The organism is Carboxylicivirga litoralis, from assembly GCF_025499605.1.
Classification (GTDB): domain Bacteria; phylum Bacteroidota; class Bacteroidia; order Bacteroidales; family Marinilabiliaceae; genus Carboxylicivirga; species Carboxylicivirga litoralis.
This window is the reverse complement of record NZ_JAFMVC010000021.1, coordinates 43,237-64,916: the sequence shown is the minus strand read 5'-3', so window position 1 is coordinate 64,916 and position 21,680 is coordinate 43,237. Positions and strand designations below refer to the sequence as shown.

Annotated in this window: 18 protein-coding genes and 1 tRNA gene; 5 read left to right on the top strand and 14 right to left on the bottom strand. The window is 38.8% G+C overall.

What is annotated here, in order from left to right; all coding sequences use genetic code 11:
- The first annotated feature begins 201 nt into the window (after nt 1–201).
- Entirely contained in the window at nt 202–1,131 is a 930-nt protein-coding gene (locus J1N10_RS16520) for a glucosaminidase domain-containing protein (protein ID WP_262327840.1), read from the top strand.
- Nucleotides 1,132–1,186: 55 nt separating this feature from the next.
- Here the strand turns inward: J1N10_RS16520 and fmt are convergent, their stop codons facing one another.
- From fmt to J1N10_RS16505, 3 genes are all read right to left on the bottom strand, one after another.
- Nucleotides 1,187–2,146, bottom strand: coding sequence for a methionyl-tRNA formyltransferase (gene fmt, locus J1N10_RS16515; RefSeq protein ID WP_262327839.1), 960 nt, complete (start codon nt 2,144–2,146; stop codon nt 1,187–1,189).
- Nucleotides 2,147–2,165: 19 nt separating this feature from the next.
- On the bottom strand, nt 2,166–2,354 hold the full coding sequence (locus tag J1N10_RS16510) for a DUF5522 domain-containing protein (RefSeq protein ID WP_262327838.1): 189 nt from the start codon (nt 2,352–2,354) through the stop codon (nt 2,166–2,168).
- 121 nt (nt 2,355–2,475) lie between these two features.
- Complete coding sequence (locus J1N10_RS16505) at nt 2,476–3,462, bottom strand: dihydroorotate dehydrogenase-like protein (RefSeq protein ID WP_262327837.1); 987 nt, start codon at nt 3,460–3,462, stop codon at nt 2,476–2,478.
- A 78-nt stretch (nt 3,463–3,540) separates the two neighbouring features.
- On the opposite strand from J1N10_RS16505, the gene J1N10_RS16500 reads away from it, so the two are divergent.
- Together J1N10_RS16500 and J1N10_RS16495 are read left to right on the top strand one after the other, a co-directional pair.
- Nucleotides 3,541–4,620, top strand: coding sequence for an anhydro-N-acetylmuramic acid kinase (locus tag J1N10_RS16500; RefSeq protein ID WP_262327836.1), 1,080 nt, complete (start codon nt 3,541–3,543; stop codon nt 4,618–4,620).
- A gap of 207 nt (nt 4,621–4,827) precedes the next feature.
- A complete protein-coding gene (locus tag J1N10_RS16495) occupies nt 4,828–6,753 on the top strand; it encodes a peptide-N-glycosidase F-related protein (RefSeq protein WP_262327835.1) in 1,926 nt (641 codons plus the stop codon).
- A gap of 213 nt (nt 6,754–6,966) precedes the next feature.
- On the opposite strand, the gene J1N10_RS16490 is transcribed toward J1N10_RS16495, so the two are convergent.
- From J1N10_RS16490 to J1N10_RS16475, 4 genes are all read right to left on the bottom strand, one after another.
- Nucleotides 6,967–8,211 (bottom strand): bifunctional 3,4-dihydroxy-2-butanone-4-phosphate synthase/GTP cyclohydrolase II, encoded by a 1,245-nt coding sequence (locus J1N10_RS16490; protein WP_262327834.1) that lies wholly within the window; start codon nt 8,209–8,211, stop codon nt 6,967–6,969.
- A gap of 168 nt (nt 8,212–8,379) precedes the next feature.
- A complete protein-coding gene (locus tag J1N10_RS16485) occupies nt 8,380–9,894 on the bottom strand; it encodes an LptF/LptG family permease (RefSeq protein WP_262327833.1) in 1,515 nt (504 codons plus the stop codon).
- Nucleotides 9,895–10,044: 150 nt separating this feature from the next.
- A complete protein-coding gene (locus tag J1N10_RS16480) occupies nt 10,045–11,454 on the bottom strand; it encodes an LptF/LptG family permease (RefSeq protein WP_262327832.1) in 1,410 nt (469 codons plus the stop codon).
- A 123-nt stretch (nt 11,455–11,577) separates the two neighbouring features.
- Nucleotides 11,578–11,967, bottom strand: coding sequence for an START-like domain-containing protein (locus J1N10_RS16475; RefSeq protein WP_262327831.1), 390 nt, complete (start codon nt 11,965–11,967; stop codon nt 11,578–11,580).
- A gap of 266 nt (nt 11,968–12,233) precedes the next feature.
- Here J1N10_RS16475 and J1N10_RS16470 point away from each other — a divergent pair.
- A tRNA-Met gene (locus J1N10_RS16470) sits at nt 12,234–12,307 on the top strand.
- Nucleotides 12,308–12,904: 597 nt separating this feature from the next.
- Here the strand turns inward: J1N10_RS16470 and J1N10_RS16465 are convergent.
- Entirely contained in the window at nt 12,905–14,677 is a 1,773-nt protein-coding gene (locus J1N10_RS16465; protein WP_262327830.1) for a HAMP domain-containing methyl-accepting chemotaxis protein, read from the bottom strand.
- A gap of 125 nt (nt 14,678–14,802) precedes the next feature.
- Between J1N10_RS16465 and J1N10_RS16460 the strand changes: the two genes are divergently transcribed.
- Nucleotides 14,803–15,807 carry a substrate-binding domain-containing protein gene (locus J1N10_RS16460; protein ID WP_262327829.1) on the top strand — a complete coding sequence of 335 codons (1,005 nt, stop codon included), beginning with the start codon at nt 14,803–14,805 and terminating at the stop codon, nt 15,805–15,807.
- A 3-nt stretch (nt 15,808–15,810) separates the two neighbouring features.
- Here the strand turns inward: J1N10_RS16460 and J1N10_RS16455 are convergent, their stop codons facing one another.
- The 6 genes from J1N10_RS16455 to J1N10_RS16430 form a co-directional block, all read right to left on the bottom strand.
- Nucleotides 15,811–16,767, bottom strand: coding sequence for a PfkB family carbohydrate kinase (locus J1N10_RS16455; RefSeq protein WP_262327828.1), 957 nt, complete (start codon nt 16,765–16,767; stop codon nt 15,811–15,813).
- Nucleotides 16,768–16,841: 74 nt separating this feature from the next.
- On the bottom strand, nt 16,842–17,384 hold the full coding sequence (locus J1N10_RS16450; protein WP_262327827.1) for a hydrolase: 543 nt from the start codon (nt 17,382–17,384) through the stop codon (nt 16,842–16,844).
- A gap of 2 nt (nt 17,385–17,386) precedes the next feature.
- On the bottom strand, nt 17,387–18,910 hold the full coding sequence (locus J1N10_RS16445) for a phosphohexomutase domain-containing protein (protein ID WP_262327826.1): 1,524 nt from the start codon (nt 18,908–18,910) through the stop codon (nt 17,387–17,389).
- Between the two features lie 2 nt (nt 18,911–18,912).
- The gene (locus J1N10_RS16440; RefSeq protein WP_262327825.1) at nt 18,913–19,527 is read right to left on the bottom strand and encodes an SIS domain-containing protein; all 615 of its coding nucleotides are present in this window, start codon (nt 19,525–19,527) and stop codon (nt 18,913–18,915) included.
- Between the two features lie 91 nt (nt 19,528–19,618).
- The gene (locus J1N10_RS16435) at nt 19,619–20,548 is read right to left on the bottom strand and encodes a tRNA-dihydrouridine synthase family protein (RefSeq protein ID WP_262327824.1); all 930 of its coding nucleotides are present in this window, start codon (nt 20,546–20,548) and stop codon (nt 19,619–19,621) included.
- Nucleotides 20,545–21,582 carry an amidohydrolase family protein gene (locus J1N10_RS16430; RefSeq protein WP_262327823.1) on the bottom strand — a complete coding sequence of 346 codons (1,038 nt, stop codon included), beginning with the start codon at nt 21,580–21,582 and terminating at the stop codon, nt 20,545–20,547. Before J1N10_RS16430 ends, J1N10_RS16435 begins: the two co-directional genes overlap by 4 nt.
- Nucleotides 21,583–21,680 lie beyond the last annotated feature (98 nt).

The window sequence follows — 21,680 nt, the reverse complement described above, 5'->3', positions numbered from 1 at the left end:
ACTATTCCTTAACCATTGTGAAGTTTAGAAGGCTAAGAAATCACGGTATAATATTTGAAATGGTTCGATGATATTTATAGGATTAGTGTGGACGATAAAGGGATAAGTGATAATTATTCATTAAAACTAACGTTTATTAAACTGGTAGGCGTTGGTAAATTTTTATCTTTGCCACAGCCTGATACACATAAAATTTAAGGAATGAAGCAGTTATTATTGACCTTGACAATTATAGGATGGAGTTTAAGTACCGCCCTGATGGCGCAATCGTATCGTAAAAATACGACTCCTGAATACATCGATTTATACAAAGATTTGGCCATTAAAGAAATGAAGCGTGTTGGTATTCCTGCAAGTATTACCATGGCGCAGGGTATTCTTGAATCAGGCAATGGTAACAGTACTTTGGCACGTAAATCGAACAACCACTTTGGTATCAAATGTCACAACGACTGGAAGGGTAAACGTGTTTATCATGATGATGACGCTAAAGGTGAGTGTTTTAGGAAGTACAAGACCGTTTATGAATCATACATCGATCATTCTAAGTTTTTGGTGGATAAAAAACGCTATGCCAGTTTGTTTGAGCTTAAAACAACTGATTATAAAGGTTGGGCGAAAGGCTTGAAAAGAGCAGGTTATGCTACAGATCCTAAGTATGCCCACCGCCTGATTGATATTATCGAAAAGAACAAGTTATACCTGCTGGATGAAAACAAATACTGGAAAAAACCATCTTCAGCAACCGGAGATGATAACTTTGTGATTACCACCTATAATACCCATGTGATTGATTATAACAATGGGGTGAAATACATCCGAGTGGAAGAAGGTGATTCCTTTGAATCGGTATCAGAAGAGTTTGGTTTACGCCCTTGGGAATTATACCACTACAACGATTTGCCGAAGTCGGCTGACATGCAGGAATACCGTTATATTTACATCCAGGGTAAAAAAGGTAAAGCGCATAAAAAACACGAATACCATGTGGTTAAAGAGGGAGAGGATTTACACTATATCTCTCAAAAATATGGTGTGAAAATGACCAAGCTGCGTAAGTTTAACCATTTGGGTGAACGAGGTAAAGTTAAAGCTGGCGATAAGCTGAATTTGAGAAAGAAGAAGAAATAGAATGATTTTCATACAATTAGACCTTAAGGTTTCAAAAACCTTAAGGTCTTTTAATTTACAGAATGCCCTGGATTTGTTCTGTGTCAAACCCGCGCAATAACTCATCGATAGACATCCGCTTTTTGCCAGCCATCTGTAAGTGAGTAATATTTAATGCGCCTTTGCCAGTACCAACGCTAAGGTAGGTTTTATTGTCAGACTCAAATTGACCAGCTGCTAGTTCTTTACCATCGATTCTTTCAGCAAAGAAGACTTTACAGCTGATTTGTTTGCCATTTTTCATTGCAAATTCCGTCCATGCTGTGGGGTAGGGAGAGAGTCCGCGGATGTGATTGCGAATGGATTCAGCATCTTTCTGCCAGTCAATGCGACAATCATCTTTAAATATTTTTGGTGCGTGTTTCAGTTGGGTTTCGTCATTACTTTGTGGCAAAGCTTGAACGGTTTCGTTTTCAATGGCTTTAACCGTTTTGATAACCAGACCAGCACCTAGCACCATCATCTTATCATGCACCGTGCCTGCTGTGTCATCATCAGTAATCGGCATCTTTTCCTGATAAATGATGTTACCGGTGTCAATTTCATGCTTTAAAAAGAAGGTCGTTACACCAGTTTCTTTGTCACCGTTGATAACAGCCCAGTTGATAGGGGCAGCACCACGGTAGCGAGGTAATAGTGAACCATGCAGGTTAAACGAACCTAAGGGCGGCATACTCCAAACAACTTCGGGCAACATGCGGAAGGCAACAATTATTTGCAGGTCAGCCTGAAGTGCTTTCAGCTCAGAAAGAAATGTCTCATTCTTAAGCTTTTCAGGTTGTAAAACCGGTATTTCTGCCGATACTGCATATTCTTTAACTGGCGATTGCTTTAATTTTTGTCCGCGTCCGGCTGGGCGATCGGGTGCTGTTACCACACCAACTATATTGTAATTATTTTCAACCAATGCTTTTAAACTCTCAACAGCAAAGTCGGGCGTGCCCATAAATACGATTCGTAAATCCTTTTTAGTCATAGTAATAATCAGTTATCACTTATTCTTTTAATTCTCTGTTTCCTTTAGTATGCGGAGGAAAATAAGGACAATGTTTGCATCCGTTTCCACAACAATAACCTCTTTCTTTAAGGTATTTCTCCGTCATCACTCTAAAACCTCTTGGATCCATGTAGAAATCGACATTCTCTTCAAGAGGTGATGACCTGTAAAAATCGTCAAAATCCATTATTGATTATTTTGATTGACAAAGATAAAGGGAATTGTTGGATGATGACCTAATAAAAGGATCGCATCTTTATATTCGACATTGAAATAAAGATGCGATCCAAAATATATTAAAGAGAGAATTACTTTTGACTAAAGTGCTTCATAAACTGAACACGTAAATAACCCGCAGGATTCGCAGCATTGGATTGACTTAGTGAACCCTGGAAGTCGGCAATTGTATTGAAATTATGTTTATCCATCCACTTTTCAATCTCATGATTATAGCGCTCGATATAATCAACCCCATTTTTATAAAGTGCACTGGCCATTTGTACAACCTGAGCTCCTGCCAGCAACATCTTAATTGCTGTTCTCGAATCATGGATACCTGTTGTAGCTGCTAAATCACAATCAACGCGGTTGGAAGTAATGGCAATCCAGCGCAGTGGCATCGTATATTCATATTCCTGGCTAAAAATATGAGTAGGAATAACTTCCAGATTATCTACATCAATATCAGGGGAATAAAAGCGGTTGAATAAGGTCATGCCTGCAATGCCTGTTATTGATAAACGAGTTATCATATCGGCCAGGTTTGAAAAGTAATGGCTGATTTTTATAGAAACCGGAATGCTAACTTCTTTTAAAACCGCTTTAATAACATCAAAATAAACCTTTTCAGTATCTTCTCCTTTGCGATCAGTGTCCGATGGTAAAGTAAAGATGTTTAGTTCAATGGCGTCTGCACCTGCATCTTGTAAAGTGCGCGCATAGGATGGCCAGTTGTGAGAGGTAATACAGTTAATGCTGGCTATTACCGGAATATTTACTTCCTTTTTGCAGTCTGTCACTAGTTTCAGGTAATCACTTAAGGTGTTTTCTACATCAAAGGTATCGTAATAATCCATTGTTTCAGGATAGAGATGGTTCTCAGAGTGCAAGCGATGTAAATCGCGCTCCATTTCTGTTACAATTTCCTCTTCAAAAAGCGATTTAAGTACAACGGCCCCCGCACCGGCTTTTTCAATTTTCTTAATGTCTTCTAATGAATTGGTCAAGCCGGAGCTTGCTGCAATTATCGGACTCTTCAATTTAAGTCCTAGGTAAGTGGTGGTAATGTCGGGCATAATTTTAGAATTTTTGTTGAAAAAAGGGTTTTCTAAATAAAAATCTTCACACCTTTAAAGGACTGAAGACAGTTTGCCATGATAAAACAAATAAAGAATTCGTATTGTTGCGTTGGATTAATGTCAGGGACTTCATTAGATGGTTTGGACATGGTTTTATGCCAGTTGGAGAAGCGTGATAATAAGTGGGTTTTTGACATCAAAAGGAGTGAAACCATTGACTATTCAGCAGAGTGGAGAGAACGATTAAAAGGGTCTCCGAATTTATCTGGTAAGGAGTTGATGTTGTTGCATCGTAACTATGGCAAGTGGCTTGGATCCGCCGTACATGATTTTCTTAAAGATGAGAGTACACCGCCCGATTTGATTGCCTCACATGGTCATACCGTCTTTCATGAACCTCAAAACCAATTTAATTTTCAATTGGGCGATGGTAATATGATTGCTGCTATTACCGGCGTTTCAACCGTGTCTGACTTTAGGAGTCTTGATGTTTGCTTAAATGGGCAGGGAGCACCACTGGTACCTATTGGTGACCAATTGTTGTTTTCAGAATACGAGGCCTGTGTTAATATAGGTGGATTTGTTAATGTATCGTGCGATATCGATGGAGTGCGCAGAGCCTGGGATATTTGTCCGGCCAACTTTGTCATTAATCGCCTGGTCGGAAAAATGGGTTTGTCAATGGATGAAAATGGTGCCATAGGCCTTCAAGGAAAGATTATTCAAGTTTTGCTTCAAGAGCTTAATGAGTTGCCTTATTATCAACAAACCGCCCCAAAGTCGTTAGCACAAGAGTGGGTTGATAATTCATTTTGGCCCATCGTAAATAAGTATGATTCACATGATTTGCCAGATGTAATACGAACTTGCTATGAGCATTTTGCCCGGGTTATTTCCAATGATTTAAACCGATATACTAGCAAAGGGACCTTACTATTTACCGGAGGAGGCGTGTTTAATTTGTTTTTAATGGACTTAATAAAACAGCATTGCAAAACACAGGTTATCATCCCCGAAAAACAATTAGTGAATTACAAAGAAGCCTTAATATTTGCCTTGTTAGGTGTGTTGCGTTACAGGGGGGAAGTTAATTGTTTAAAAACGGTTACCGGTGCCACGCATGATGCTTGTTCGGGAGTCGTTATTTTGAGATAATTTGATTGGGATAAAGGAATGGTTCAGTTACTATTTATAAGAACTTTTTCAATCATTGTTTCACCTCATTTTCATTTCATATGGTCATATGTTTAAAGCGTATCAAAGCATTTGATGCGAATGATCTAAGGTGTTATATTGCTAAGTATACGCTCCATTGAGTTGTAAGGCGTAGTATGATGCCATTGATAAACAAACATATAAACAATGAAACAAGTATTCTTTCTTCTGTCGCTTTTACTGCTGAGCTCTGCAGTACAGGCTCAAACACAAATCATTAATACACATGATAGAGTAACTATTGTCACCGATCCATCGCAAGGGTGGAAGAGCTTTAAACAATGGGGCGAATTTCCTTCACCTGACAAAGAAGTAAGGCGGGTTATGATGAACCTGACACTGGCTTATCCGGAAGATCGTGCTATAGCTCATTGGGATTATATGGATCGTATTAAGATTCTACGTCAGGGAGGTGAAAATGGAAAAATGCTAGACTATGAAATAGGTCGTATGTTAACGCCTTATGGCAGTAACTTTAAAGAGGGCTGGAATTATACCTGGAGCGTTGATGTAACCGATTTTCAGGCCTTTCTGCGTGATAGTGTTGAAATAGAATACGTCCATTCGGGTTACGAGTCGCCCGAGCTGGGTTGGGATTTAAGCATCAACTTTGAGGTTTTGTACGGTCCTCAAGTCGCTGATTTTGTGAAGCTGGATAAATTATGGACAGGTGGTTTTCAGTATGGAAACCCTAAAAATGATATTGAGAAAAGCCTCAAGCCAATAACGATCAAAAAGGAAGCTACCAGTCATTTTGGGCGATATAGAATTCAGCAAACGGGTCATGGAATGGATAAGGAGAATGGCTGTAGCGAGTTTTGTACCCGTTGGCGCGAGATGTTGTTTGATGGTGAGGTGGTGGACCATCGTAATTTGTGGAAAGAATGTGGTGATAACCCTTTGTATCCACAAGGAGGGACATGGATTTTTGACCGGGGTTATTGGTGTCCGGGTGATTTGCAAACGCCTGATATTGTGGATGTACCACTGGCCCGTAAAAAGCACTCGGTTGATTTGAGAATGCAACCCTTTACCGCCAATAACATCAATCAGCCAAAGGAACAAATCTCCTCTTTCTTTATTCAGTATGCGGCTCCTAATCATAAGCATGATGTGGTCATTGAGGAGATAATTGCACCGAATCGGAAGGATAATTATAATCGTTTTAACCCAATCGGTTTTAATCCTATCATCAAAATTCGAAATCTGGGTAGTGAAGCGCTTCTTCGTTTAATTATTGTTTATCAAACCAAAGGATTCGAGTCGAAAACCTATGAATGGACGGGTGAATTGGATTTCTATGAGGCCACCACCATCACCTTACCGGGAGAGGTGGATTCAAAGGAAGGCGTCAATGAGTTTTCGGTTGTGTTGAGCGAGCCCAATGGTGAAGAAGATGAATGGGAAGGCGATAACAGTATGATGTCTGAATTTATGCCAATACCAACACTGCCATCCAGTTTTGTGGTTGATTTTAAAACGAATAGGCAACCAGAAGAAAATGCTTTGTTCATTGTGAGTAGTGCCGGCGATACCATCTATAATAAGCAGCCAATTGACTTGAAGCCAGACACCACCTACCTGGATACATTAAAGCTACCCGAAGGTAAATACTTTATGCAATTGACCGATACGGCCGGTACAGGTTTGGAATTTTGGTATATGGCAAAGGCCGGTTATGGTCGCCTGCGTTTAAAAGATGCGGAAGGTAATTTGATTAAATTATTTGAAAGTGACTGTGGAAATGGATTGTATTATGCTTTCCAAACCAAGGATGATTTCCAGGTGGATACTACTCGTTCGCACCTGTCAGTTAATATTTTTCCACGTATGGTTGAAGAATTTGCCACTGTCTATATCACAACGAATGTGGTATCAACCATGACTTTGCGAATTATAAAGGATGGCAAGTATATTGAAAAGCATGAATTTACAGACTTAAAAGATACCCAAAGAGGACTTGACTTGCGTCATCTTGAAAACGGCCGTTATGTGATGCAGATTTACATTAATGGCGAGCACAAAATGAATCGTCGATTTAATAAGGTGATCAAGGGGAGTTTAAAGTATTGATGAGATAACTAAAAGAAACTGGTGGAGCCAACATGATCATTTTCAAACTTATCACTAATCACACCCATGAATGATCATATTACTTGACCGCAGAAATAAGTAATGGCTACCACCAGCACCTCTTATTTAATGAAACACATCAACTAAAAATATGTTTACAATAGGGCATAAAAAAAGGAGACGTTTGTCTCCTTTTAAGCTTAATAACGCTGTTTAGTCGTTATTTTTATTGTATTTAAAGAACTCCAGGTTATGCCCCATGCGTTCTTTTTTGGTCTTCATGTAAAACTCATTATGTGGGTTTGGTGTGATTTCGATAGGTATATTTTCAACCACTTCCAAGCCATAACCTTCTAACCCAATTCGTTTAATCGGGTTATTTGACATTAAGCGCATTTTGCCAACGCCTAACTCGCGCAGGATTTGTGCTCCAACACCATAATCACGCTCATCTTCGTCAAAGCCCAGCTCAATATTAGCATCCACTGTATCAAGGCCTTCTTCCTGCAGTTTATAAGCTGCAATCTTGTTCATCAGGCCAATGCCACGACCTTCCTGATTCATATAGACAACCACTCCTTTGCCTTCTTTTTCAATGATTTCCATGGCTTTCTGGAGTTGCTCGCCACACTCGCATCGTAAGGAGCCAAAAATATCGCCGGTAGCACATGATGAATGCACACGCACTAAAATAGGTTCATCTTCTTTCCACTCACCTTTAATCAAGGCCACGTGCTCCAAGCCATTCGATTTTTGTTTAAATGGAATCAGATGGAAATTACCATGCGTTGTTGGTAAGTTCACTTCAACGCCTTTAATGATTAAGCTTTCTTTTTTCAGACGGTAAGCAATCAAATCTTTGATGGTAATAATTTTCAGATTGAATTTTTCGGCAATCTTCACCAATTGAGGCAAGCGAGCCATGGTGCCGTCTTCGTTCAAAATCTCAACTAACACAGCTGCTGGTTGTAGGTCGGCTAAACGTGCTAAGTCAACGCCTGCTTCGGTGTGACCTGCTCGGCGTAAAACACCTCGGTTTTTAGCTTTAAGTGGGAATATATGTCCCGGACGACCCAGCTCTTCCGGTTTAGTATCCGGATTCGTCAAAGCTAAAATGGTTTTAGCTCTGTCAGAAGCAGAAATACCAGTGGTACATCCGTATCCTAATAAATCAACAGAAACAGTAAATGGAGTCGCATGACTCGCCGTGTTTTTACCAACCATTAAGTCTAACTCCAACTCCTCGCATCGCTCTTCTGTTAATGGTGTACAAATTAATCCACGACCATGTGTTGCCATGAAGTTTACCTTCTCTGGCGTCATTAATTCTGCAGCTGCAATAAAATCACCTTCGTTTTCACGATCTTCATCATCAACCACAATTATTAACTCACCATTTTTAATTGCTTCAATAGCTTCAGGTATTGAATTCAATTTTAGCTCTTGTTCTGCTGACATTTTATATAACTATTTTGACAGTGTTGCCCATTATGGGACTGCAAAATTAATGAATTTAAATACCAAAACAATGAAATGCCTCAGGTCTTAGCGGCAGATTCATATGATAATGGACAATTTTAATTGTTCAAGTGGCTTTAATTCAGCTTTTAAATGAAAATTAGTGCTTTACGCTTCAATTTTTCTTTCATCCTCTTTCTCTTTGTCTAGTCTGTTTTGCAGGTCGAATTTTTCACGCTTAAACAATTTTTGGAAGAAAATGATGTAAGCATCTGCATTCAGCAATGTAGAGTCAGTAGCCGACTTATAGGTTAAAAATGCACCGAGTGGGAACAATATGGCTGACGATAACCACATACCCTGGTATACCTGCCAGGCACCTTCTTTGGCAAACTTAACGCCCAGTGTATCGACTATGTAGTAAAAAATAAAGAACAAAACAGAAATAACCACTGGCATGCCCAATCCTCCTTTGCGGATAATAGCTCCCAGTGGGGCTCCAATAAAGAAAAAGATAAAGCAGGCAAAGGAAAGGGTGAACTTACGATGCACTTCCATGTAGTGCTTGGTTATTTTGTTTTGATAATTACGATAACGACTTAATTTACCTTCCAGCTGGCTGCGGTTATCCTGTACCTGTCGTTTGGCACCTTCAATAGCAATCATTTGCTGGTGTGTGCTCATCGATTGGAACAACGAGTCGTAGTTAAGTACTAGACTAGAGTCAATAGAAACCTTTGGAGCTTCCTTATTGCGACGTTGGTAATAACGACGTTGTTGAAAATAGAAGTTATCAGTTTGTTTACTAATACCGCTTACAACCTCTCCCTTCTGATAGTTTAAGGTATCTATGCCATCGCGCAGCTGTGCCAGGTTTTTCATCCGGTCGTGGCTGGAAAAAAGTTGCTCGTCTGAACGTTCCAGATTATGACCTTCCATCTCGAATAAAGCTGTCTGTCGCTTAAACTTATCCTTTCTGAAGCGTTGCTGTGCACGATTATCCAGGCGTCTGTTTTGGTTTTGCACGTTTTCTTCAAAGCGTACACCATCCATCAGGGTAAGCTTCATAAAGCCATTGTCTTTGGCGATTTGTAGTTTGCCCGAATCAGCTAAGGTAACATTGGAATTGGGATTTCTATTGTCGCGATGATCATAGATCATGACGTCTTTCATCAGACCTGTTTCCGGGTCTTTACTGCTAATCTTTATTCTGAAATCTTCAATGCCATCGTAGAAAATCTGCTCTTTAATCTCTAATTCAGGTTTCTTTTGTTTTACCGACCATAAGAGTGTGTATAGTTTTAGATTGGCCCATGGCAGCACATTGTTTGAGAAGCCAAAAGCCAGCACCGAAATAATAATAGTCACCCAGATTAGCGGTTTCATTGTTCGAAGCAAGGATACCCCCGAAGCTTTAATAGCTGTTAGCTCGTAGTTCTCGCCTAAGCTACCAAAGGTCATAAGCGATGCTAACAAAATAGCTAAAGGCAAAGCCATAGGTATTACCTGTACCGAGGCATAAAACAGTAATTCGCCCAAGGTGAAAAAGTCCAGTCCTTTACCTACTAAATCATCTACATAACGCCACAAAAACTGCATTACCAGGATAAATAAGGATATAAAGAAAGTCATGGTCAAAGGACCCAAATAACTTTTTAATATGAATAGGTGTAACTTCTTCATGCGCTCTGAGATCTCATACACTATAAATTGTGTCTGACGGCAAAGTTAGTTGAATCCTTTAAACATCCATACAATGTGATTTAGGTTTTTACTTTAACTGTAGATAACATTGTATTAAGCGGTGTTTTAATCACTGGAATAGGTTAGTTTTTATGCTTTAATGAGATTTAATTTACGCTTTATAATAACCTTTATGTCATCTAAATTGAGAAGACTGGAGTCGGTTGATGATTGATAGGTTAAAAATAAAGCAATTAGTAATAGTACCCCTGAAGATAGCCACATGCCTGTAAAAACGGGAAGAACCTCTTTTTTTGCCATGTTAGTACCAAATGAATCAAGCATATAGAACGCTATAAATAGAACTATTGCCATCACAACTGGCATGCCAAAGCCTCCTTTACGAATAATGGCTCCGAGTGAAGAACCAATGAAAAAGAAAATAAGACAGGTAAAAGGAAGTGTGAATTTACGATGAAATTCTACCAAGTGAGCAACCTCTTTTTTACGGAAGGAACTAATTTCATTTATCTTGTTTTCCAGGTTTAATAATTGATTCTGAGTTTTTCTTTTTGCCTTTTGTATGGCTATTTGTTGCCATGAAGTAGGTTGATTGTAGTAAAGTGATTCTATATTAATACTGGCTGATTCTGGGCTGATAGTGACACCTTGAGAATAAACGGCTTTGCTTATCTCCAAGGCAATTGCTTGTTGCTCATGTTTGTATTGTTCAATGTCTGTTTTGAGCTGCTTTAAATTTTTCATTCGGTTGAGGCTTGCAAAACCAGTTTCATCAACCTGAAACTCTGTATCCTGCATATCGATTAAAGCGACTTGCTTTTTAAACTTATCAACCCGATAATATTGTTGATCTTTAATCGTCATTACATGCTTTTTGTCTTTGACATTTCCCTCATACCTGATGCCGTTATGAAGTGTTATACGCATCATGTTAATATTGTCATCCATTTTCAGAAAGCCAGTCTCGGCAACGGTTGTATTGGTATGCGGATTTTTTGCGTTACTGTGATCGTAAATCATTAAGCCATCAAGAGCTCCTGTTGTTTTGTTTTTATTTTGAGCCTTGATGCTGTAATTACCCATTTTATTAAACTCTTTTTCCTTAATCTCAAGTTCTGGTTGGTACGTTTTTATGGAGTTTATTAAAGAATAGAACTTAAGATTGGCCCATGGTGTTACATTGTCAGAAAAGGCAAAAGTACCAATGGAAAGTATAAATGTTAGTATTATTAAGGGTTTCATCACTTTAAAAAGAGAAACACCCGATGCTTTTATTGCAGTCAGTTCGTAGTTTTCTCCCATATTTCCGAAGGTCATTAACGAGGCCAGTAAAATGGCTAATGGCAATGCCATTGGCATTACTTGCAGGATTGAGTAAATAAGCAGTTTAGTGATTGTTATAAAATCAAGCCCTTTGCCAACTAAAATGTCAATGTATTGCCAAAGAATCTGCATTAATAGTACAAAAAGAGAAATGAAAAAAGTACTTATTAATGGACCAACAAAGCTTCTTAAGGTAAATAGATGAAGTTTTTTCATGAAAGAGAATCGTAAATATTACACTGTTTATGACAATTTAAATAGACTATTCTCTTACATATTAAAGCAAAAAAAATCCGGTCAACTTAAATGACCGGATTATAAATGTTATTATCAATCGTTTTAAACTGAACCAAGACCGTGCTTTAGTTCGTCAATTTGCTGATTCCATAACTCAATAGAGTCTTCTTTTTCGTCTGGTTCAGCAAAGTCGATGATAACCAGAGCTGTCTCACCAGTCAGGTCATCCACATTAATTTTAAACTCAAAGTAAGCTTTTTCATCTTCGTCGTCTAACCAATGGTAACGTACCATTTTGTTCTCCTTACGAAGTACTTGCTCAGCTTGTTGTTCCGAACCTTCCCATACAAAAGTGTATATTTTACCTTTTAAATTGACATCGTCAGCAAACCATTCAGATAATCCGCTAGGACTACTTAGGCGTGCAAATAAAATAGACGGAGAAGTCTTGATAATATATTCAAGTTCGAACTTTTCTTTTTGAGTAGGCATGTTGGTATTTATTTAGTGATCTGTTATGGCTTACAATATAATAGATTTCTTTATAAAATTAAAACCAAGTTAAACATGGCTTAACGCTTTATGGCTTTTGAAATATTTTTCACTTGGATTTTGCTCACACATAGATAGTTTAGTGAAGGAGGTGAAAAAAAAGGAAATATTTTTATTTTTTTTGTTGGTAGGTATAAACTTTTGCCCTACATTTGCAACCGCAAAAACGGAGAAACACAGCGATGTTACGAACTCCAAAGCACAATGCCGAGGTAGCTCAGCTGGTTAGAGCGCAGGATTCATAATCCTGAGGTCGGCGGTTCAAGCCCGCCTCTCGGTACTAAAGCCTTCAAGATAATTCTTGGAGGCTTTTTTATTAAACTTCTCTTCACTGCTCGGCGTAGTTTGCAATTACGAACATAACTAGTAGTTTGTAACAACATTATTTTAGTGCCAGGAATTATGCAGGTTTGTCTTCAATGTTAGATATTGAACCATTAATTTTGCCCGTTATAACAATATAGTAGTCGCAGACTACTGGAGTAGTTCGACAAAGTTATAAACTTCGCCGAGGGGGATGATAATATGCGCAATGGCACGCAAACTGTCTGCGCATAGTGACGCATGTTTCTTGCGCTACCCTACGCAAGGTGTTTGCGCTTACTAACGCAAGTTGTATGCGTGGTTAAGGTATGCTCCAGCTTAGGGTAGAGCAGCTGATTCACGTCTCATCAAACAACAACAATCAGGTTAAAACCGATAACTATCCATTTGTCGATCGGATCATTATTGTATTTTAAGCACCTCCCGATCGGCTTAGACATTCACTGTTATCAGAGTTAACTGGTGATTGTGTCCGAAAGTTAAACGCTGCTAGATAAAAAAAGCGGTGCGCAATTCAATGAATCGGGCACCGCTTTTTTTTTGTAATCAGTATCTATATTGCCTTACTGCTGTCAAATAGTTTAACGGCTTCTTCCAGCTGAAGTGATAATTGCTCTAGTGAATGCGCTGCATTATTAATAGAGTCGGCACTGGCTGCATTACGTTGAGTGATTTGATTCAATTGTTGGAGAGCACTGTTTATTTGTTCTACTCCACTCAATTGCTCCATTGATGCTGTTGAAATCTCCTTAACGAGATGAGCTGTTTTTTCTATTTCAGGGGTAATGGTATCCAACTTATCTTTAGCTGTTCGCGACGAATCAATGGTGTCTTGTGAGGCCGATGTAATTTCATTAGCAGCTTGCTGACTTCGTTCGGCTAATTTTCTTACTTCAGCCGCAACCACAGCAAAGCCTCTTCCTTCTTGCCCGGCACGGGCAGCTTCAACGGCTGCATTCAACGATAGGATGTTGGTTTGCATCGCAATGTCGCTAATGATGTTGATTTTTTCTGCAATCTGCTCAATGTTATCACTGGCGATTTTTGATGCCTTGTTGCTATCGGCTATTCCTTTCGATGCTTGGTTGGCAATTTTCTCCGTAGCTCTTGAGTTGTCGGTGTTTTGCTGAATATTAGCAAACATTTCTTCCATTGACGATGATACTTCTTCTGCTGAAGATGCTTGTTGTGTTGCACCGTCGGATAATTCGTTGGCGCCATTCGACAATTGGGTGCTTGCACTTACTATCTCATTGGCGCTGGTGCTAATTTGTTGAACCATATTTTTAAGGTTGCTAACCATTGTGTTGAGCGCGTTGGATAGTTTACCTACTTCATCATTACGATCGGAGATAAACTCAACCGATAAATCACCGGTGGCCAATCGTTGTGCTTGTTCAATGCTTTGTTCAACAGGCTTGGCAATTGCCTTTGATAGGAAAAATACCAGGCTAATCCAAAGTAAAATAATAACTACTAAAGAATAGGTAAGTATATTGCGTTGAGATACAATGATCTGTTCACTTTGATCACCCATTTTCATCATTAAATCCAATCCAACATCAGCTGTAGCGCCAACTTCCCACATGATACTTTTGGCCAATTCAAACTGCTTGAGCTCTTCGTTTTTTAGCTGACGTAAAGAGCCTATGTAGCTATCCAGCGATCTGGTGGCTTCTTCTATGAGCTCATTTTCTGTTGTATTGAAATTTCTGGCATCTAATTTCCGTTGTGCTGTTTTTAGATGTTCGGCCATTAATTCAATCTTACTGAAATCTTGCTTCACTTCGTTATTGTAAATGTTCACAATAAGCTCAGAAAAAATTTGATGGGCCAGGTTTGAATTATAGCTATTTAAAGTGCGTAATTCATTGACTGTCTCTAAATAATCTATTTTGTTTTGGTTGGATTCGATCAAAAGAGAATAATACTTCGAAGTTGTTTTCTGATATTGTTCAACCTGGGCAATTAATAATGACATATCTACGCCGGCATCAGTCATTATCACTAAGTCGTTATCTAATATATTTTGTATTTCTGTCAGGGCAGTCGTCATTTTTTCAAAGCTCTTTTCTGCCCTGTTTTTGTAATATGTATTGCCAGTGAAGTCAAATGAGCGAGCAAATTCGCGGGTTTCGTGCCAGTAGCGATCAAGTCTGGCAGCCTGTCTGACAATGGGAATGTAGGTGTTTGTTAGTTCTTTGATGCCCTTATTGATATTCAATAAGTTAGTGAATAATACTATTCCTACAATTATAATGACTGACATGATAAGGGCAAAGCCACTCCCTATTTTAGAGCGAATTTTAAGATCCTTCCACTTCATACTTGTTGGTTGTTTTAGTTGCTAATACTTTCCGAAAATTGTGAAAAAAATCATGTTTTAAAAACATTTTTGTCATAAAATATTAATTTTAGCATTTTAACCTGTCATTTAAAATCAATATAAATATGCGTAACATTAAATTATTGATACTATTATGTGTTGTTGCATTTTCAGCATGTCAATCAGATAAGTCAGTTAAACTAGGATTTATTTATTCGACGCCTAATACTGAGCGGTATATTCAAGAAGCTAATTTTTTTAAAGAGTATGCCGAAAAAAATGGTGCTACTGTGTATGTCGAACATGGGGATGGAGATGAAAATATTCAGTACCAAAGAGCTATCGAATTGTTTGATATGGGGATTGATGGCCTGGCAATTATTGCTGTTAATGCAAACACAGCTGCAGCTATAGTTAGAGAAGGACATGAAAGGGGTATTAAAGTGATGGCCTATAATCGATTAATTAAAAATAGCGAGGTTGATTTCTTTGTTTCTGGCGATAATGTTGAATTGGGTAAGATGATGGTTGACGAAATAATCAAAGTTAAACCAACAGGAACGGCTATTATTTTAGGTGGTGACAAATATGATAGAAATGCTGTGGGATTATCCACTTCTATTCACGAGCATCTCAAACCACACATAGAATCAGGCAATATTGATCTTTTGTATGATACGTTTATTGAAGACTGGAGTGATGTTAATGCTGCTTTTGAATTGGAGCAGTTTATTTCTCTGTCGGGGCAGGTGCCCGATATTATTTTTGCCGGGTTTGATGGCATGGCTGATGGTTGTATTAAGGCGCTCGAAGAAATGGGGGTTGAGAAACCTGTATATCTTAGCGGGCAAGATGCTACCATTGATGGGGTTAAAAATATTGTAGCGGGCAAACAGCAAATGACGGCCTTTCATCCTTTAAAAGAAGCAGCCAGTCAGGCAGCTGAAGTGATGTTGATGTTGGTTAGGAATGATAGTAAAGTGAGTAGTTTAATTAATGATACAACAAATAATGGACAAATAGATGTGCCTACTCTAAAGGTGCCATCAATAGCTGTCACAAAAGAAAATGTAGATCAGGTTTTGATTAAAGAAGCTAAGTTCTATACGCGTGAGCAGATATACGAGTAATTATTAATTACTGGAAGAAGCAATACGACGTTCTACTTTAGAGGCAAAATTGCTTTTAAAGTGGACGTCAACGTAATTGTCGATGCGCATACATACTTCTGATGAAAACTCAATGGCATAGGCTGTAATATGCACCCAATCTGCTGCTGTTAATATGAGTTGATTGTTCTTTTTTAGTATTTGAAAATCAAGCAGTGCTTTAATAATACCTGCATTGAAGTTATCACCTGCGCCAATGGTGCTAACCGGATTGATAATTGGAACATTAAAATGATGATGGTATGAAGTGCCAAATGCGTAAACCCCTTTAGAACCTGCCGTTATTATCAGGTTATTGCAATGAGCAGCCACTCGTGCATATACTTCAGTTGGATTATTTAAGTTGAAGATATTTTCAAAATCTTCGTCACTACCACGTACTATGTCAGCAATTCGGAAATTCTCTTCGATGATTGGAATGAGTTTTTCGCGATTTTTCAGGTGGTGTTTCCTAAAATTAGGGTCGTAAATAATAAGAGAACCATGGTCTTTGGCTACTTTTAAGTATTCAAGCAGGCGAGGGCGGACAGCAGGATTTAATCCAAAATAAGAGCCAAAAATAACAATGTCATTTTCATTAAAATCAGGAATGTTTCCAACAAGGCGTTGTTTAGGGTACTCTTTAAAAAATTCATATTCGGCATCGTTATTGTCATTGAGGTAAGCCAGTGCTAAAGCAGATTTCCCTTCTGTGAAGCGGCAGATGTAATCAGTGTTCAACTTGTTGTCGGTTAAAAACTGCATGATGTTTTCACCCACTTTGTCTCTGCCAATTTCGGTAATGAAATTAACCGGAACATCTACTCGCGCCAACGAAACCAATGTGTTTAGTGCACTTCCTCCGGCTTTAGCTGCAACTGGTTGATGATTTTTAAAGATGATGTCCAACACCGTTTCTCCAATCCCAAAAACTCTTCTCATACTCACTTCTCTTCAATTATCCCCAATAAAAAAGCCACCTTGTTAAAGGTGGCTCGCAAAATATGTATTTTCAATTACTTAACCAATTTACTGATGGTTTTAAATGCATCAGAGCCAGCAATTCGGCATAATTCAAACAGAATTGATTCGTAGCTGGTGATTATTACACCTTCCTGACGAAAACGCTCCATAGCAATGCGCTTGTTTTCTTCAGTTCGAGAGCTGACACAATTTTCAACAATAACAGGTGTGAAGCCTCTTGCTTTCAGGTCAACAGCTGTTTGAAGCATGCAAATATGTGTTTCCATACCGGCCAGGATAACAACTCGCTTGGTACTGGTCTCTAATGCTTCCATAAAAGCAGGATCATCGCAACAGCTAAAAGCCATTTTTTCGAAGTGTGGGTCTTCTTTTACTAATTCCTCGATGCCGGCAACAGTATCACCCAAGCCTTTTTTGTATTGTTCAGTTACTAAAAAAGGAACATCAAGGGCTTTTAGTCCCTGAACTAATATTTTGGTGTTATGCTCAAGTTTTTCATTCTCATTGATATGAGGAAACAATCTTTCCTGAATGTCAACTACAACACCAATTACATTCTCCTTTAATAATCTCATCTCTATCTGTTTATTAATGATTTTAAGTCTAATTGTTCAAAGTTCTCAAAGAACGAAACCAGCTCTTTTGCAATTGCTTCTACACCGCCTTCATTATCCGACTCAATATTTAGAGGAATAACCGGATCGTGTAGAGATAAGCGTAGCAGGAACCAACCCTTTGTGCCATTGCTTTCAATGCTCACTCTAACGCCTTCGTAATTATTAGGAACCAATTCCCAGCCATTTTTAGCAGCTGCCAGGTGACCTAATTCGCTAATTACCTTTTCGCCATAAGCTTTAAAATCATTAGCCTTTATGTTGATTCGGAATTCCTTACTTTCTGCCGGAGCAGGCATTTTCTCAATCAGTGAAGTCAATGATTTACCTTCTTTTTTTAATTGAGCCATTTTGATGACACACTTGGTAACAAGGTAAGCACCGTCATCTAAAAAGTAATTCTCTTTTAATGCCGCATGGCCCGATGTTTCAATTGCTAACCATGACTCTTCGCCTGTTTCATTTAAACGAATTGCCTCATTGATAACATTCTTATAGCCACGCTTAAAACGATGGTGTTTTCCTTTTAAAACATCACTGATAAACCAGGCTAATCCATCAGAGGTGATGGAATCAGTAACCACGGTTGAGCCCGGGTGCTCTTCATTAACGATGGCGGCAGAAAGTGCGACCAATTCATTTCGGTTAATAGGATTACCATTCTCATCAACAATAGCAGCGCGGTCAACATCGGTGTCGAAGATGATACCTAAATCGGTTTTGTGCTCTTTTACTGCATCGCAAATGGATTTCATGGCAATGGCATCTTCAGGGTTGGGCACGTGATTCGGGAATTTCCCATCGGGCTCCAAAAACTGACTGCTGCTCACATCTGCACCAAGTACTTCAAGTACTTTACTGGCATAAAAACCGCCTGCACCGTTTCCGGCGTCAACGGTCATTTTAAAACCGCTTAAAGGTTGTTCGTAGTTATCTTTCGAGTTGACTTCTTTTCTGATTTTCTCAACTAAGATATTGGAGTAGATATCGATAAAATCAACAGTATTAACCGAACCATTTTTCTTTTCAGGATTGTCTGGCAATGCTTCTGCAATGGCAAGAATGTCAGCGATGTCTTGTTTTTCCAAACCACCTTCTGGCGTGAAAAACTTTAAACCATTGCGGTTGAAAGGCAAGTGGCTGGCAGTTAACATGACACCGCCATGTGCATTGAAAGGTTCGGTAACTGTAGTCATAAACATGGCAGGTGTTGAAGCCATGCCACAATCCATCACTTCAGCACCGGCATTCACCAAAGCTTCAATAAACGCTGCTTTCAAATCAGGACCCGATAAACGCGAATCCATACCAACAGCAATTTTTATTGTGCGATTATTTTGATTACGTTCTGACAACCATTGAAAAAAGGCTGTTCCCAACTTGGCGACAACATTAACGTCAAGATTCACTTCCTGACCGGCAATGCCGGTTAATGCCACACCACGGATATCAGAGCCGTTCTGTAATTTCTTCCAGTTAAATTCCATGCTTACTTGTTTAGTCCTGCTGCTTCGCGTGATTTGTGTCCCAGGTAGCCACCATGGTGACGCTTGGCATAATCTGAATTTGTGAAATTTATCTTTTTCATTAAAAGAACAACCAATACATCGCCAATAACTGTCATGGTTGTGGTAGATGTAGTAGGTGTTAAACCCAGAGTGCACACTTCCTTGGGGTTGCCTGTGCTGATGCAAACATTAGCTTCCTGGGCTAATACTGATTCGGTATTGCTGGTAATAACAACAATGGGAATATTGGGACGAAGACCACGCGCTAAGTCAATCAATTCAATGATTTCTCTTGTTTTACCAGAGTTGGATATCATCAGCAGAACATCGTTTTCCTGCACCACACCTAAATCGCCATGTTGAGCTTCACTTGGGTGTAAGAAACAAGAAGGTGTTCCTGTGGAACTGAAGGTTGTTGCCATGTTAATAGCAATCTGTCCGGCTTTTCCCATTCCCGATGTAATCAGCTTGCCACCTTTTTCGTGAACATATTGATGGATTATATCAACAGCTTTAATAAAATCATCGGTTGCAGGAATATTTTTAATGGCCTGCGCCTCGTGTTCTAATATGTTTTTTACGTCTTCTAAAACCATGGTTATAATTTTTAGGCTACAAATGTACCAATTTAATTAGGAATAAGTTTTGAGCTTTATCATCGAAAATCACAAGTGAGGATTCAATTTACTATTCAATTATGTATTTGAGTTGAGTCAGCCATTTCTGGTACAGATCTGGCTTATTGTGTTTTTTGAGTTTGCGCAAATAACGCTTTAACTCTTGGTTAGCTTGAAGCGGATAATGCCAAAAAGTATGCAGGAAATTAAATGCCTGATTCCAGTCTTTATGGTAATTGGTAATCAATTTGTAATAGTTATCATGAAGCAGGAACAGCTTATTAGTTTCTTTTGAATCATTAATAATTTCATCCGATAAACAGGGCTTTGTTAATAAGCCTCTGCCTAGCATCAGTCCTTTAACGTGTGGAAAACGTTTGGCGATGTAGTTAGCATCTTCAGGCGAATTGATATCACCATTAGCAATTATTGGATGTTTTGATAATAAACAGAAGGTTTCAAATTCATCCCAATTAACCTCTCCGCTATATTTTTGAGTCACCAGTCGTGGATGAATGATTAGCTCTTTAATAGGGAATTGATTGGCCAGTTTAACAATGGTTTGTCCTTGCTTCGGATCATCAACACCCAGTCTTATTTTCAAAGATAGCTTCGTGTCAGTTGTCTTTGAAAAGAAGTTATCCAGGAGTTGCTCTGTCATTTCGGGCTGAGCTAACAGTCCTCCTCCTTTTTTACGCTTCACCAACATGGGGAATGGGCATCCCATGTTCAAGTTGATTTCATGATATCCCAGTTGACTGACTTTTTTTGAAAAGTTAACCAGAAACTCACTGCTATTGGTTGCAACTTGTGGAACAACACTAAGGTTTTCGTTTAATGAAGAAAGTAACTCCGGATGCTTCTCCAAAGTGCCAATATCGGTATCAGCATCTTCAAAGAATGGAGTGAAATACTTGTCCATTTTAGTATAGGTCAGAGCATGTGCCTGTCGATAAAAGGAGGTGGTGTAGCTCTGTAATGGAGCCATGTATAACTTCATTGTTCAAGAAAGCTTAATGATGGGTATGCTTTTATGGCATTACGAAAGTAGATTTTGTCAATTACTTCTTTAGGTAATCCAAGGCCTTTAAAAGTTCCATAGACTTCCCATGTGTTCTGCATGTTGGTTTGAGTGAAAAACTGCCACTGACTTTTCCAGCGCCTTTCTAATTCATTAAACTGCTCTTCTTCACTTTTACTATCTGTAAAAACCATATCGGAGCCATAAATGAGTCGATCCTGGTATTTAATCATAAAGTCATATACTTCCTGATGATTCTCAATGGCCTGGTGCTGAAGGTGACAGACGCGTTCGGCTAAATCCATATTCATATTTGGGTATTGGTCAAGTCGCCTGGCAATTTCAGTAATACTATATTCACTGCTTCCAAGGTGTGCACCTATGAAGTTGAGCTTAGGATGCTTGGTGAGCATATGGTTACATGCTTCTATCTGTTCTTTATGGCTTGGCATTTCTTTATGTAGGAACATATGAAATTCAGGGTGCGAAGAATAGTATTTTTTATCTGATTCAACCGTCATTTCTGATAGTGGAAGCCAGCAGTTGCGCGGTTCCCCAAAATGTCCGAGTAAAGGCAGTTTTGTTGTTTCTAAATGTTCCAGAAGTGGAGTAAAAACAGGATTGTCAATCATCACTAATTGATCTCGGTATGTGATTTTCATGCCAATATTCTTCCATATTTTAACACCTATAGCACCATTTCTTTTTTCTACATCAATCTGTTGGCAAGCATCTTCTATTACCGAGGGTGTAATGGCTGGCTTAAAAGGTATGGCGTCGATAAATGAGTAGGAGTCAGAATGTTTTTCCTTTAATTGGCTGGCAATTTCTTTTTGTTTGGATAAAGGAAGCCATTCATCTTCCATAAAATCAACGTTTATTGATACAAGATGCACCTGCTGTGTTTTTGCAAATTGCGCAAAAGCGTCATTGCTGGTGTAATAATGCAGGTGTGCATCAATTTTTTTGATTCTGCTGAAATCATCCATCGAATAGGAACAATCCTTTTCCATATCTTACATATCTCAATTAGTAAAGACAAAATAAAGAAATAATAGTCAAGCAAGATGAGGTGTCAACTATTTTTAAAATGAAAGGTTGCGTATCCTTA

Coding starts and splice junctions, on each gene's coding strand:
- J1N10_RS16480 (WP_262327832.1), bottom strand. CDS start 11,454: ATGAAAAAACTTCATCTATTTACCTTAAGAAGCTTTGTTGGTCCATTA.
- J1N10_RS16460 (WP_262327829.1), top strand. CDS start 14,803: ATGCGTAACATTAAATTATTGATACTATTATGTGTTGTTGCATTTTCA.
- J1N10_RS16510 (WP_262327838.1), bottom strand. CDS start 2,354: ATGGATTTTGACGATTTTTACAGGTCATCACCTCTTGAAGAGAATGTC.
- J1N10_RS16465 (WP_262327830.1), bottom strand. CDS start 14,677: ATGAAGTGGAAGGATCTTAAAATTCGCTCTAAAATAGGGAGTGGCTTT.
- J1N10_RS16475 (WP_262327831.1), bottom strand. CDS start 11,967: ATGCCTACTCAAAAAGAAAAGTTCGAACTTGAATATATTATCAAGACT.
- J1N10_RS16430 (WP_262327823.1), bottom strand. CDS start 21,582: ATGGAAAAGGATTGTTCCTATTCGATGGATGATTTCAGCAGAATCAAA.
- J1N10_RS16440 (WP_262327825.1), bottom strand. CDS start 19,527: ATGGTTTTAGAAGACGTAAAAAACATATTAGAACACGAGGCGCAGGCC.
- J1N10_RS16495 (WP_262327835.1), top strand. CDS start 4,828: ATGAAACAAGTATTCTTTCTTCTGTCGCTTTTACTGCTGAGCTCTGCA.
- J1N10_RS16500 (WP_262327836.1), top strand. CDS start 3,541: ATGATAAAACAAATAAAGAATTCGTATTGTTGCGTTGGATTAATGTCA.
- fmt (WP_262327839.1), bottom strand. CDS start 2,146: ATGACTAAAAAGGATTTACGAATCGTATTTATGGGCACGCCCGACTTT.
- J1N10_RS16435 (WP_262327824.1), bottom strand. CDS start 20,548: ATGAAGTTATACATGGCTCCATTACAGAGCTACACCACCTCCTTTTAT.
- J1N10_RS16485 (WP_262327833.1), bottom strand. CDS start 9,894: ATGAAGAAGTTACACCTATTCATATTAAAAAGTTATTTGGGTCCTTTG.
- J1N10_RS16520 (WP_262327840.1), top strand. CDS start 202: ATGAAGCAGTTATTATTGACCTTGACAATTATAGGATGGAGTTTAAGT.
- J1N10_RS16445 (WP_262327826.1), bottom strand. CDS start 18,910: ATGGAATTTAACTGGAAGAAATTACAGAACGGCTCTGATATCCGTGGT.
- J1N10_RS16505 (WP_262327837.1), bottom strand. CDS start 3,462: ATGCCCGACATTACCACCACTTACCTAGGACTTAAATTGAAGAGTCCG.
- J1N10_RS16455 (WP_262327828.1), bottom strand. CDS start 16,767: ATGAGAAGAGTTTTTGGGATTGGAGAAACGGTGTTGGACATCATCTTT.
- J1N10_RS16450 (WP_262327827.1), bottom strand. CDS start 17,384: ATGAGATTATTAAAGGAGAATGTAATTGGTGTTGTAGTTGACATTCAG.
- J1N10_RS16490 (WP_262327834.1), bottom strand. CDS start 8,211: ATGTCAGCAGAACAAGAGCTAAAATTGAATTCAATACCTGAAGCTATT.